Origin of the sequence: Klebsiella sp. R445, from assembly GCF_051131755.1 — a bacterium.
GTDB classification, from domain to species: domain Bacteria; phylum Pseudomonadota; class Gammaproteobacteria; order Enterobacterales; family Enterobacteriaceae; genus Klebsiella; species Klebsiella lignicola.
On sequence record NZ_CP180446.1, the window covers coordinates 2,345,973 to 2,359,633 of the forward strand.

At 54.2% G+C, this 13,661-nt stretch carries 12 protein-coding genes; 1 reads left to right on the forward strand and 11 read right to left on the reverse strand.

The window, feature by feature from the left end; all coding sequences use genetic code 11:
* Position 1 precedes the first annotated feature (1 nt).
* The 11 genes from mraY to leuO form a co-directional block, all read right to left on the reverse strand.
* On the reverse strand, positions 2-1,084 hold the full coding sequence (gene mraY / locus ACMYSN_RS10935) for a phospho-N-acetylmuramoyl-pentapeptide-transferase (protein WP_462498000.1): 1,083 nt from the start codon (positions 1,082-1,084) through the stop codon (positions 2-4).
* Positions 1,078-2,436 carry a UDP-N-acetylmuramoyl-tripeptide--D-alanyl-D-alanine ligase gene (murF, locus tag ACMYSN_RS10940; RefSeq protein WP_462498001.1) on the reverse strand — a complete coding sequence of 453 codons (1,359 nt, stop codon included), beginning with the start codon at positions 2,434-2,436 and terminating at the stop codon, positions 1,078-1,080. The genes mraY and murF overlap by 7 nt, the downstream gene beginning before the upstream one ends.
* Positions 2,433-3,920, reverse strand: coding sequence for a UDP-N-acetylmuramoyl-L-alanyl-D-glutamate--2,6-diaminopimelate ligase (gene murE, locus ACMYSN_RS10945; protein WP_174509140.1), 1,488 nt, complete (start codon positions 3,918-3,920; stop codon positions 2,433-2,435). The genes murF and murE overlap by 4 nt, the downstream gene beginning before the upstream one ends.
* Positions 3,907-5,673 carry a peptidoglycan glycosyltransferase FtsI gene (locus ACMYSN_RS10950; RefSeq protein WP_123757504.1) on the reverse strand — a complete coding sequence of 589 codons (1,767 nt, stop codon included), beginning with the start codon at positions 5,671-5,673 and terminating at the stop codon, positions 3,907-3,909. The genes murE and ACMYSN_RS10950 overlap by 14 nt, the downstream gene beginning before the upstream one ends.
* A 15-nt stretch (positions 5,674-5,688) precedes the next feature.
* A complete protein-coding gene (ftsL, locus tag ACMYSN_RS10955; protein WP_123757505.1) occupies positions 5,689-6,054 on the reverse strand; it encodes a cell division protein FtsL in 366 nt (121 codons plus the stop codon).
* Positions 6,051-6,992 (reverse strand): 16S rRNA (cytosine(1402)-N(4))-methyltransferase RsmH, encoded by a 942-nt coding sequence (rsmH, locus tag ACMYSN_RS10960; RefSeq protein ID WP_004857852.1) that lies wholly within the window; start codon positions 6,990-6,992, stop codon positions 6,051-6,053. The genes ftsL and rsmH overlap by 4 nt, the downstream gene beginning before the upstream one ends.
* A 1-nt stretch (position 6,993) precedes the next feature.
* The gene (gene mraZ / locus ACMYSN_RS10965) at positions 6,994-7,452 is read right to left on the reverse strand and encodes a division/cell wall cluster transcriptional repressor MraZ (protein ID WP_123757506.1); all 459 of its coding nucleotides are present in this window, start codon (positions 7,450-7,452) and stop codon (positions 6,994-6,996) included.
* Positions 7,453-8,107: 655 nt separating this feature from the next.
* A complete protein-coding gene (cra, locus tag ACMYSN_RS10970) occupies positions 8,108-9,112 on the reverse strand; it encodes a catabolite repressor/activator (RefSeq protein ID WP_123757507.1) in 1,005 nt (334 codons plus the stop codon).
* A 180-nt stretch (positions 9,113-9,292) separates the two neighbouring features.
* Positions 9,293-9,784 (reverse strand): acetolactate synthase small subunit, encoded by a 492-nt coding sequence (gene ilvN / locus ACMYSN_RS10975; protein WP_123757508.1) that lies wholly within the window; start codon positions 9,782-9,784, stop codon positions 9,293-9,295.
* A 2-nt stretch (positions 9,785-9,786) separates the two neighbouring features.
* The gene (ilvI, locus tag ACMYSN_RS10980) at positions 9,787-11,511 is read right to left on the reverse strand and encodes an acetolactate synthase 3 large subunit (RefSeq protein WP_123757509.1); all 1,725 of its coding nucleotides are present in this window, start codon (positions 11,509-11,511) and stop codon (positions 9,787-9,789) included.
* A 393-nt stretch (positions 11,512-11,904) separates the two neighbouring features.
* Complete coding sequence (gene leuO / locus ACMYSN_RS10985) at positions 11,905-12,870, reverse strand: LysR family transcriptional regulator (RefSeq protein WP_462498002.1); 966 nt, start codon at positions 12,868-12,870, stop codon at positions 11,905-11,907.
* Positions 12,871-13,485: 615 nt separating this feature from the next.
* On the opposite strand from leuO, the gene leuL reads away from it, so the two are divergent.
* A complete protein-coding gene (gene leuL, locus ACMYSN_RS10990; RefSeq protein WP_123757511.1) occupies positions 13,486-13,572 on the forward strand; it encodes a leu operon leader peptide in 87 nt (28 codons plus the stop codon).
* The last annotated feature ends 89 nt before the right edge of the window (positions 13,573-13,661 follow it).

Here is a 13,661-nt window from a genome sequence, read left to right on the forward strand (position 1 = left end):
ATTAACGTACCTTCAGCGTCGCCAGGCCAATCAGCACCAGCATCAGCGAAATAATCCAGAAGCGCACGATCACTCGCGGCTCCGGCCAGCCTTTCAGTTCATAGTGGTGATGAATCGGCGCCATACGGAAGATGCGCTGACCGCGCAGCTTAAAGGAGCCGACCTGCAGAATGACCGACAGGGTCTCGACCACGAACACACCACCCATAATTACCAGCAGGAACTCCTGGCGCAGCAGCACGGCGATAATACCCAGCGCGCCGCCCAGTGCCAGCGATCCGACATCGCCCATAAAGACCTGTGCCGGGTAGGTGTTAAACCATAAGAAGCCCAGCCCTGCGCCGACAATCGCCGTACAGACGATAACCAGTTCACCAGCATGTCGTAGATACGGAATGTGCAGGTAGTTGGCAAAGTTCATGTTACCCGTTGCCCATGCCACCAGCGCAAAGCCCGCGGCGACGAATACGGTTGGCATAATTGCCAGGCCATCAAGGCCATCGGTCAGGTTGACCGCGTTACCGGTGCCGACAATCACGAAGTAGGCCAGCAGGATGTAGAGGATCCCCAGCTGCGGCATGATGTCTTTAAAGAACGGCACAACCAGCTGAGTCGCTGGCGTATCTTTCCCGGCCATGTACAGCGCGAACGAGACGCCCAGCGCGATTACCGACATCCAGAAATACTTCCAGCGAGCGATCAGCCCTTTGGTATCTTTGCGCACCACTTTGCGGTAGTCATCGACGAAACCGATAATGCCGTAGCCAATCAATACCGTCAGAACGCACCACACATACGGGTTGGAGGGGTAGGCCCACAGCAGCACCGAAACCACAATCGCGGTGAGGATCATAATCCCCCCCATGGTCGGGGTACCGCGTTTACTGAAGTGAGATTCCGGACCGTCGTTACGTACGACCTGGCCGAAAGAGAGTTTTTGCAGACGGGCGATCATGCGCGGGCCCATCCACAACGAGATGAACAGCGCGGTCAGCAGGCTGACGATGGCGCGAAACGTCAGATAGGAAAAGACGTTAAAGCCGGAATAATATTTGACCAGATGTTCGGCCACCCATACTAACATGTTCCATTCTCCTGTAATGCGCGTACTACCTCTTCCATGGCGGCACTACGTGAACCCTTCACTAAAATGGTGATGATCTTGTGTTCTGACGTCAGTTCGCGCAGACGCGCCACCAGCGATGCTTTATCGCTAAGGTGTTCACCTGTGCCACTGGCGCGACTAATTTCTGCGCTCAACACGCCGGTGCTGAGGACACGGTCAATCCCTGCCGCTTTCGCCGCCTCGCCGACCTGGCGATGACAAGCTTCGCTTTCTGCACCCAGTTCAGCCATATCGCCAACCACCAGGACGCGGTAACCCGGCATCTCGGAGAGCACCTGCACCGCGGCGGTCATCGAACCGACGTTGGCGTTATAGGAGTCATCGAGCAGCAGTTGGGTTTCGGTGAGCGCAATCGGGAACAGACGCCCCGGCACCGCTTTCAGCTGCGCCAGACCGGCTTTCACCACGCTGAGATCGGCGCCCACCGCCATCGCCAGCGAAGTTGCTGCCAGCGCATTAGCGATATTGTGCCGACCCGGCAACGGCAGCAGGACATCTACGCTCCCCACCGGGGTTTGCAGGGTAAATTCTGTGCCGTGGCTGGTGATATGGATATTGGTGGCGGTAAAGTCGCTCTGCGCCGCGTCAGGCGAGAAGCGCCAGACTTTGCGTGCGCCGATAACCGTTTGCCAGTTCAGCCAGTCGTTATTGTCCGCATTGAGGATCGCGATGCCGTTTTCAGGCAGACCGGTAAAGATTTCGCCTTTCGCTTTTGCCACTCCGGCCAGCGAACCGAAACCTTCGAGGTGAGCGGCGGCCAGGTTGTTGACCAGTGCGGCTTCCGGACGCGTCAGGCTGACGGTCCAGGCAATTTCGCCCTGATGATTAGCGCCTAATTCGATCACCGCATAATCATGTTCTTTGGTCAGACGCAGCAGCGTCATCGGCACACCGATGTCGTTATTCAGGTTACCGGCGGTATACAGGGTATTACCGCACTGGCTCAGGATCGCCGCGGTCATCTCTTTCACCGACGTTTTCCCGGAGGAACCGGTCAGCGCCACGACGCGTGCCGGCACCTGCTGGCGAACCCATGCAGCCAGTTCGCCAAAGGCCGGGCGAGTATCGTTCACAACAACCTGCGGTAAATCACATGCCAGGCGGCGGCTCACCAGTAGCGCACCCGCGCCGGCCTGCTTCGCCTGCTCCGCAAAGTCGTGAGCATCGAAACGCTCGCCCTTCAGCGCCACAAACAGGCAGCCGTTGGTGATCTTGTGGGTGTCCGAGGTCACTTCATCGATGGCCAGATCGCCACCGTGCAATTCGCCGTGCGTGATGTCGGCGAGTTGGCTTAACGTAAAGCGAATCATGCTACCGCTCCCAGCAGACGGGCCACGGTGACGCGATCGGAGTAGTCAAGGCGACGATTGCCAACAATCTGGTAGTCCTCATGGCCTTTCCCGGCCACCAGGACCACATCACCCTCTTGTGCCTGCATCACGGCGTTGGTCACCGCTTCAGCCCGACCCTCTTTCACCTTCGCGTGCCCGGCATCAAGCATCCCGGCGAGAATATCGCTGATGATCGCCTGAGGCTCTTCGGTACGCGGGTTGTCATCGGTCACGACGACAATGTCGGCAAACTCTTCGGCAATGGCTCCCATCAGAGGACGCTTGCCTTTGTCACGATCGCCGCCGCAGCCAAAGACGCACCACAGCTTACCGTTACAGTGCAAACGCGCCGCCTGCAGCGCTTTTTCCAGCGCATCCGGGGTATGGGCATAATCCACAACGACGGTCGGTTTGCCCGGCGCGCTGAACACTTCCATACGCCCACAGACCGGCTGCAGACGAGATGCCGAGTTCAGCAGTTCGTCCAGCGGATAACCCAGCGCCAGCAGCGTTGCCAGCGCCAGCAGCAGGTTACTGACGTTAAAGGCGCCCATCAGGCGGCTCTCTATTTCGCCCTTGCCCCAGCTGGAATCAAACTGAATTGTCGCTCCGCTGTCGTGATAGTTCACCGCCGTCGCCTTCAGCCAGCGGCCGTGGCAGTTCGGGTTAATATGATCTTCCATCGACACCGCAACCGCGTCCGGCAGCTTCGCCAGCCAGCGGCGGCCTACTTCATCGTCCGCGTTGACAATCGCCTGACCGCAGTGGTGCGTGGAGTAAAGCAGCCATTTTGCCGCTTCGTAATGTTCCATATCACCGTGATAATCGAGGTGATCGCGGCTCAGGTTAGTAAAGACCGAGGCGGCAAACTGCAGCGCCGCTACGCGATGCTGCACCAGACCGTGGGAAGAGACTTCCATGGCGGCAAACGTTGCCCCCTGCCCTGCGAGGCCGGAAAGCACATGCTGCACATCGACCGCAGAACCAGTGGTGTTTTCCGTCGGAATGACTTTATCCAGAAGGCCGTTACCGACCGTTCCCATCACCGCGCTGGTATCGCCAAGCAGTTTGGCCCACTGCGCCAGCAGTTGAGTGGTGGTGGTTTTACCGTTGGTTCCGGTGACGCCTACCAGACGCAATTGCGCCGAAGGCTGATGGTAAAAACGCCCGGCCAACGCCGATAAGCGCTCATTGAGTTGGCTAAGATAAATAACCGGCACGCCGTGCATCTCACGGATTTCGCCGTCTTCAGCCTCATCTTTGGCCTCAGCAATAATGGCAGCAACACCTTGCGCTATCGCCTGCGGGATATAACGACGCCCGTCCGCCTGATGACCCAAAACCGCGATAAAGAGATCGCCGGAAGCAGCCACCCGGCTGTCCAGCGTCATTTCTCGCAGAATTCGCTCCGGCGCATTTGGCACCCACGGAGCGAGAAGGTCGCGCAAATTACGATCTGCCACCTGTTCCCTCGCCTTGATTAATCACAAATTCACTTTTTTCGCCCGTTGCCAACGCGTCCGGCTCGATGTTCATGGTGCGCAGAACGCCGCCCATGATGGCACCAAAGACCGGCGCGGAAACGGCGCCGCCGTAGTATTTACCCGCTTGCGGATCGTTGATCACCACCACCAACGCAAAGCGTGGGTGGCTGGCGGGCGCAACGCCTGCGGTGTAAGCAATATATTTGTTGATATAGCGGCCATCCGGCCCCACTTTTTTCGCGGTACCGGTTTTGATGGCAATGCGGTAACCTTTGATCGCCGCCTTCACGCCGCCACCACCAGGCAGCGCCACGCTTTCCATCATGTGCACAACAGTACGAACGAGAGGTTCCGGGAACACACGCTCACCGGGAACCGGCGGATCAACTTTGGTGATCGACAGAGGGCGATAGATGCCATAGCTGCCAATCGTTGCGTAGACTCGCGCTAACTGTAACGGCGTTACCATTAGCCCGTAGCCGAAAGAAAAGGTGGCCCTCTCTATGTCAGACCACCGTTGTTTTTGAGGGTATAAGCCACTGCGTTCTCCGACCAACCCCAAATTGGTCGCTTTTCCGAGCCCAAAACGTGAGTAAGTATCTACTAACGCTGAGGACGGCATCGCTAACGCCAGCTTGGAAACACCGACGTTACTCGACTTCTGTAGTACCCCGGTCAGGGTCAATTCACTGTAGCGCGCCACGTCTTTAATCTCGTGGCCGTTAATTCGGTAGGGAATGGTATTCAGTACGGTATTTTCGTTCACAATCCCGCGCTGCAACGCGGTCATCACCACCATCGGCTTGACCGTAGAACCCGGTTCAAACACGTCGGTAATGGCGCGGTTACGCATGATGTCTTTGGCGGTACCGGAGAAATTGTTCGGGTTATATGACGGGCTGTTGGCCATCGCCAGCACTTCACCGGTACTGACATCCACCAGCACGGCGCTTCCCGACTCCGCTTTGTTAAACGCCACGGCATTGTTCAGTTCGCGGTAGACCAGCGCCTGCAGACGCTCATCGATGCTTAACGCCAGGTTATGCGCCGCCTGGCTGTCGGTTGAAGAGATATCTTCAATGACGCGGCCATAGCGGTCTTTGCGCACGATACGCTCGCCAGGCTGGCCGGTAAGCCATTTGTCAAAGCTCTTCTCAACGCCTTCAATCCCCTGGCTATCCACGTTAGTGAAGCCAATGAGGTGAGCGGTAACTTCACCTGACGGGTAGTAACGGCGCGACTCTTCGCGCATATGGATGCCCGGTAGCTTGAGCTTCTTGATGTAATCCGCCATATCCGGGTTAACCTGACGCGCCAGGTAGATAAAGCGCATCCGCGGATTGGTATTAATACGTGATGCCAGCTGATCCAGCGGCATGTTTAACGCATCAGCCAGCGCTTTCCAGCGATTATCAATGCTGACGCCACCCGCTTCGTGCAGCTCTTTCGGGTCGGCCCAGATGGCCTTCACCGGCACGCTCACCGCCAGCGGACGACCGGAGCGGTCAGTAATCAAGCCACGCGCGGTAGAAACCTCCTGCACGCGTAGAGAACGCATGTCACCCTGACGAACCAGCATATCCGGGCTGATCACCTGGAGCCAGGCCACGCGGCCAAGCAGGAAAGTCAGAGCCAGCAGAATACAGCCGCACAGCAACGCAAAACGCCAACTGATAAAGTTGGCCTGTTCTTCCTGACGTTTTGGTTTTAGCGTTTTCGGCGCTGCTTTCATGCGTCGCAATAATCCTTATTTTTGTACAACGATATTTTCTTGTGATGGATCGACGTGTTGCATCTGCAACTTCTCCGTCGCGATCCGCTCAACCCGACTGTGATCGCCGAGCGCGTTCTCTTCGAGGATCAGGTTTCGCCATTCAATATCCAGCGCGTCACGTTCCAGAACTAACTGCTCGCGCTGCGCGGTTAACAGACGGGTATGGTGCGCCGTCGTCACCACGGTAATCGCCGTAATGATGATGCAAATGAACAGACAGAGTGGCAGCTTCCCATACCGCAGAAGATCGTCTCCGATGACGCCAGGCAAGGCATGACGCTCGTTGCTTCCTAACGATCCTTTAACTTTGCTTAAGGCTTCTGTCACTCTGCCGATCATGCGTTCGTCCTCTCTGCAATACGCAGAACTGAACTACGGGCCCGTGGATTCTCTGCCACCTCTTCTTCGCCCGGCATCAACTTGCCTAGTGCTCGTAACTCACGGCCGCCCAGTTTTTTGAGCTGCTCTTCGGTCATCGGTAACCCTGCCGGAACCTGCGGACCGCGGCTTTGTTCACGCATAAAGCGTTTCACAATACGGTCTTCCAGCGAGTGGAAACTAATGATCGACAGCCGCCCGCCTGGGGCCAGCACGCTGAGCGAGCTTTTTAGCGCCTGCTCTATCTCCTCCAGTTCACTGTTCACCCAAATGCGCACCGCCTGGAAGGTACGGGTCGCGGGATGTTTGAATTTGTCCTTCACCGGCGTTGCCGCCGTTACCACTTCCGCCAGCTCTTTGGTGCGGGTCATGGGTTCGATGCGGTTACGCTCAACGATGGCACGGGCAATTCGCTTACCAAAACGCTCTTCGCCAAAGGTTTTGATCACCCAGGCGATGTCGGCTTCGTCGGCAGTCTGCAGCCATTCAGCGGCTGACTGACCGCGCGTCGGATCCATGCGCATATCCAGCGGTCCATCGCGCATAAACGAGAAGCCGCGTTCTGCATCATCAAGTTGCGGTGAAGAGACGCCAAGATCGAGAAGAATCCCGTCGATCTTGCCAGTTAGTCCGCGCTCACTTACATAGTCAGCCAGCGCAGAGAAAGGTCCATGTACGATGGAAAAGCGGGGATCATCAATGGTCTTCGCCACCGCGATAGCCTGCGGATCGCGATCGATAGCCAGCAGTCGTCCTTCCGCCCCCAGTTGGGAAAGGATCAGACGCGAGTGTCCGCCGCGACCAAAGGTCCCATCAATGTAGATACCATCAGGACGAATATTCAGGCCATTAACGGCTTCATCCAGCAGTACCGTAGTGTGTTTAAAATTTTCCATCATCTTATAGAGACAAATCCTGCAGTCGCTCCGATAGCTCCCCGGTAGCGGACTGCTCAGCGTCGATATCTTCCTTGACCCGTTGATACCAGGTCGTTTCATCCCACAGTTCAAACTTATTGAACTGTCCGACCAGCATCACTTCTTTTGTCAGCCCGGCATGTTGCCGTAACACCGGAGCAATCAACAGACGCCCGGCATTATCCATCTGACATTCGCTGGCATGACCCAACAGCAGACGCTGTACGCGTCGCTCAACGGGATTCATGCTCGATAAACGCGACAATTTTTGCTCGATGATTTCCCATTCAGGCAAGGGGTAAAGCAGCAGGCACGGGTGATGAATGTCAATGGTACACACCAGTTGACCGGAAGCGTCTTCGATCAGCCCGTCGCGGTATCGCGTCGGTACGGCCAGACGGCCTTTGCTGTCGAGATTGACTAACGTTGCCCCACGGAACATGCCAGCCTCACCCCTTTTCGCCACTTTAACCCACAAATTCCCACCAGAAGGAGTTTACGGAGCGGAGGAAAAGCTTGTCAAGCCAGCATGAATACCAACGGAGCTCAAAAACCCATTATTTGCAGCCGATATTAGGCCTGATGAAATAATCATCAACAAACGAGGCAAATTAACGTTATGAATACGTGTAAGAAAACAACCAACAAATTCGTAACAGTAAAAAGCAACAAAATATCTTCGGCGGGAAAATATAAAGTGTCAGTTTGCGACGCGAGCGGCATTTTAGGCCATTATGATGTCCGTTAACAATGCCTGTTGCTCTCGGAGAGGTGCGCTTGCTGCGGGTGCAGAGCGAAACGAGTCTGATTACGGCGTGAAATGATTGTTAATCCAGCGATTAATTTAATGAATGTAACAAAATAATACAAATAAAGGCCAATTTATTTTTTTTATAGCCAGCAGATGCCAGAAATCCCCAACTCCAGAATAAAACAAAATAATGCGTAAAGAAGTTTAGGGATTTGTCTGAAAGCGATTTCATTTTACTGTTTCAGGGTAAAGCTGTACGGATTATCGCCAGACGGTTCTTCGTCTGGCGAGCAATGCGTCAATTATCCTTACTTTTATTATAAGAATAATCCTGGATGCGGATGTCTTAACGACGATTCAGGCTGCCACGACGATACAGATTACGGCGAATACGGCTTAATCCCGGTTTCGGCTTACGCGGTTCATCAAGGCTGGCGAGGACGATCTCCAGCACGCGTTCGGCGACATCGCGATGGCGCTGGGCCACGGCCAGTACCGGACACTGCAGGAAATCCAGCAGTTCATTATCGCCAAAGGTCGCAATTGCCAGTTCCGATGGCAGCTTGCCTTCGCGACGTAGAGTCACATCCATCACCCCCTGCAGCAGCGGGAACGACGTCGTAAACAGCGCTTCCGGCATCGGGTGTGTCTCGAGCCATTTTTCGAACAATTGTGCCGCCGCTTCGCGTTCAAAGCTGTTGGCGTACAGATACTGGACTTCACGCGGGTCGTCATTCCACGCGGTGCGGAAACCTTGCTCACGCAGGAAGCTCACCGACAGCTCCGGTAAGGCACCGAGATACAGAACGCTTTCGCCCGGGAACTTACGCAGTTCAGCGGCAAGCATTTCCGCATCATCCTGATCGGCACCCACCACGCTGGTGAAGTGTTCACGATCGAGCGCGCGGTCCAGGGCGACAATCGGGAAGGGATCGTTCGCCCAGCGCTGATAGAACGGATGCTCTGGCGGAAGTGACGTCGAAACGATAATCGCATCCACCTGGCGCTGTAGCAGATGCTCGATACAGCGCATTTCGTTGTCAGGCTGATCTTCCGAGCAGGCAATCAACAGCTGATAGCCACGCTGACGTGCCTGACGCTCCAGGTAGTTAGCAATGCGGGTATAGCTGGTATTTTCCAGATCGGGAATAACCAGGCCAATAGAACGCGTGCGTCCTGCACGTAAGCCAGCAGCAACCGCATTTGGGTGATAGTTGTGTTCACGAACAACGGCCATTACTTTTTCGACCGTTTTGTCGCTCACGCGGTACTGCTTCGCTTTACCGTTAATCACATAGCTAGCGGTGGTTCGCGAGACACCGGCCAGCCGGGCGATTTCATCCAGTTTCACAATTGCCCCTTGGGTAATAAGTACGGAACATAACCTTTCTTCAGCTATGGATTCATTTTGATAACATCTAAACGCAGAATAGTTAGCGCGGCAACCGGTTTTGTCTACAGTTCCTACCGATTTCGCAAAAAAATAACCCGACAAATTGTGTCGGGCTATTTTTACGTCAGTTTCAGGGACTCAGCGCATTATTTTGTCGCCGCGCGACAACCCGACGACACCCGATCGTGCCACTTCGACGATTCGTGCCACGTCACGCAATGAAGCGAGGAAGGCATCCAGTTTATCGCTGGTGCCCACCAGCTGAACGGTATAAATCGACGGGGTCACATCGATTATCTGCCCACGGAAAATCTCCGTATTGCGCTTCACCTCTTCCCGGCCAAAACCGCTCGCCTGCACCTTCACCAGCATGATTTCACGCTCAACGTGCGAGTTCTGCCCGAGTTCGCTGACGCGCAGCACATCCACCAGCTTATGCAGCTGCTTTTCAATCTGCTCGATCGCTTTCTCGTCGCCGACGGTCTGAATGGTCATTCTGGAGAGTGTTGGATCGTCTGTCGGCGCCACCGTCAGGCTTTCAATGTTGTATCCGCGCTGCGCAAAGAGGCCGATGACGCGCGACAAGGCGCCCGATTCGTTTTCCAGTAATACAGATAATATCCGGCGCATAATCAGGTTCTCTCCGTTTTGCTCAACCACATCTCATCCATGCCGCCGCCGCGGATATGCATGGGATACACATGCTCGCTGCCATCGACCATCACATCCACGAAGACCAGACGGTTATTACGCACCTGCTCCAGCGCCTCGGCCAGCTTAGACTCCAGCTCTTGCGGTTCGCTGATTCGGATCCCTACATGACCATAGGCTTCTGCAACCCGGACGAAATCCGGTAGCGATTCCATATAGGATTGTGAATGTCGGCCGGAATAGATCATATCCTGCCACTGTTTCACCATCCCGAGATAGCGGTTGTTGAGGTTCAGCACCAGCACCGGCAGCTCGTACTGCAGCGCGGTAGACAGCTCCTGAATATTCATCTGGATGCTGCCATCACCGGTCACGCAAACCACGGTCTCCGCCGGCAGAGCCATCTTCACGCCGAGCGCGGCGGGTAAGCCAAAGCCCATCGTTCCGAGGCCGCCGGAGTTAATCCAACGTCGTGGTTTGTCGAATGGATAATAAAGCGCGGCGAACATCTGATGCTGGCCCACATCGGACGCCACATACGCATCGCCATTGGTCAGGCGCCAGATGGTCTCGATCACCGCCTGCGGTTTGATCTTGTCACTTTGCGTGTCGTATTGCAGACAGTGACGCGCGCGCCACTGCTCGATCTGCTGCCACCAGTCGCGGATCTCATCCAGCGGCTGCTGCGCCTCTTCCTGCTCCAGCAGTTCGAGCATTTGTTCCAGCACCAGACGGGCATCGCCGACGATCGGGACATCAGCCGGCACCGTTTTAGAGATCGAAGTCGGATCGATATCAATATGCAACACCGTGGCATTCGGGCAGTACTTCGCCAGATTGTTGGTGGTGCGATCGTCAAAACGCACGCCGACGGCGAAAATCACATCGGAATGATGCATCGTCATATTGGCTTCGTAGGTACCGTGCATCCCCAGCATGCCTAACGCCTGCGGATGGGTCGCCGGGAAAGCACCGAGGCCCATCAGCGACGAGGCCACCGGCAGGTTCAGTTTTTCCACCAGGGTACGCAGCTGCGGCTCGCATTGGGCGTTAATCGCCCCACCGCCGACATAGACAACCGGATGCTTCGCCGCAACCAGCGTCTGCAGGGCACGCTTAATTTGCCCTTTGTGACCGCTGGTGGTCGGGTTATAGGAACGCATGCTGACGCTGTCCGGCCACGCGTACGGCAGTTTGTTTGCCGGGTTGAGGATATCTTTTGGTAAATCCACCACCACCGGACCCGGACGGCCGCTGGCCGCCAGCCAGAACGCTTTTTTCAGCACCCCGGGAATGTCTTCCGTCTGCTTAACCAGGAAGCTGTGTTTCACAACCGGTCGGGAGATACCGACCATGTCACACTCCTGGAAGGCATCATAGCCAATCAGCGAGGTCGCCACCTGCCCGGAGAGGATCACCAGCGGGACGGAATCCATGTATGCCGTTGCAATGCCGGTAATGGCGTTGGTCGCGCCCGGGCCTGACGTCACAAGGACGACGCCCACTTCACCGGTCGCACGAGCAAGGCCGTCCGCCATATGCACCGCCGCCTGCTCGTGGCGAACCAGAATATGGTCGATACCGCCAAGGGTATGCAACGCATCATAGATATCGAGGACCGCGCCCCCGGGGTAACCGAATACTTGCTTGACGCCCTGATCGACAAGCGATTGGACGACCATCTCGGCTCCTGACAACATCTCCATGGTTTGCCTCCAGGCTTATTGTTTTTAACGACAGCAGAAGTCAATTTCCGCGCGTTCGCACAAGGCCGGGAATCGTCGCCCGGCATTGAGGTGAATGGACTGCGTGTCATTACCATAACTGCTCGCCAACGGGCAGGCAATTAGCCACCTCAGAGGCGCACAGGCCATCAAAAGCATAAAAGATAACAATTTGATATGAATCGTGGTTAAAAGCTTCGTAAACCAGAAACGTGCGTGGGCATTACTCGGATAAATAGTCTGTTGGCAGAAAATCATCCATTTTTCACCTGGCATTCGGCAGACCCGCCGACGGTAAACAGAATAATATTCTGCATATTGGGGAATTATTCACACAAAGCGAGAGCGGGCGCTCTCGTTTGCATCATAAAACGATTAGCGCTGACAAATACCCACCAGCAACTCTTCCATCCACTGGTGTCCTTTATCCTTTCCGGCCGCATCATGCCAGGAAAGATAACAGGTGCGGCTATTTACCTTCAGCGGCAACGGCAGAAGTTGCAGCCCCAGTTTATCGGCGTACTCATTTGCCAGCCAGCGCGGTGCAATCGCGACCATATTCGTTTGCGACACCACATTTAATACGCTGACCATCGCATTACCCTGATAGGCGATACGTGCCTGATTATTGATGGAGCTATACCATGGCAGACTAAATGAAGCGAAGCGATCCAGGGCAACAACCGCATGCTCTTCTTGATAAATATCCGTTTCGGAGAGCGGACCTGAAATTCGCGGATGTTTATCGCTGGCGACTAATACCATTTCATCTTTAAATAATGGTACACAGGAAAACTCCGGGCGACGAAATTCTTCATAACCGATAACAAATTCAATTTCCTGATAACGTAAATGATGCTCTGTATCTTTATTAAGTGAAGCCTTAAAAATTAAATGAATATTCGGTGCCACTGCGCTTACTTTATTGAAAATAATTGAAGTCAAATAGTTATCCAGAGGACTACAGACGCAGAGCGTAAATACACGTTCGCTGCTGACCGGTTCAAAACCAGATCCCGGCAGTTCATTCTGTACCAGCTGCAACGCCTGACGTACTGAGCCGAACAGCTGGAATGCGCGTGCCGTCGGTTGAATCCCCCGCCCATAGCGAACAAACAACTCATCGTTAAACATCACCTTCAGACGCGCGACAGCGTTACTCACTGCGGGCTGCGACATGCCGAGCGATTGTGCAGCACGGGTAATATTTTGCTCCTGCATGACGGCATCAAAAACCGTCAACAGATTAAGATCGACGGTTCTGAGTTGTGGCTTGACGACTTCCCCCTCAGGGGCGGATTTAGGTTGAGCAGTTTCAATTATCATATCCAGGTCCACCATTACGCGAAATTCCCTTTTCAAAAAACATGGCTAGTAGTATTGAAAATATCATTTACCATACATATGTCATTTGCAAAAGGGTACGGATGCATTTTAGGAATATATCAAACGTTATAAGTAAGCGCGGTTAACCTGAACGGCCATTATCTTAAAATCCAGCACCGCCATATCCATATCGATCACTTTATAATATTAAGCGCATCCATAACTGACGGAGATAAACAACACCACCATCCGTTAACTATAATTTATAGCGCCATTAAATCATGCAGCGAAACCCTGTCTGAAATTAACACTCCATTATCATTGATGAGGTTTTATCACCCATGAGATAATATTCAATAAACGAATAACTCCATAGCATTCATTAAGATATTTCATTCAAAAACCATCAGGCACTATGTGTGGAATGAGAATAACTTTCGCCAACAACTTTGAATTTTCTTATCCGTCGCGCTGATAGAAAAACGATCGTCGGTAAAAATGACTCATCACCAGCACAATTAGCTATTCATTCCCGGCGGCGAAAAGCGCTTTTTCTTGTCCAAGGGTTGACATCAAAAGACGTATCCAGTAACTCTAAGAGCATAACGATTTCATCTGGAGCATGACGCAATGATTCGCACTACTCGTTTCATCAGCCTACTACTACTAAACGCATCCACTATGCGCGGTAGGCTGTTGGGCGACGTTCAGCGTTAAGTCATCTTCCAGCAAGACTATAAAACCCGCGCCATTGCGCGGGTTTTTTTATGCTCGTCAGCAAGGCGCCCAGGACACCGATTAAGGAT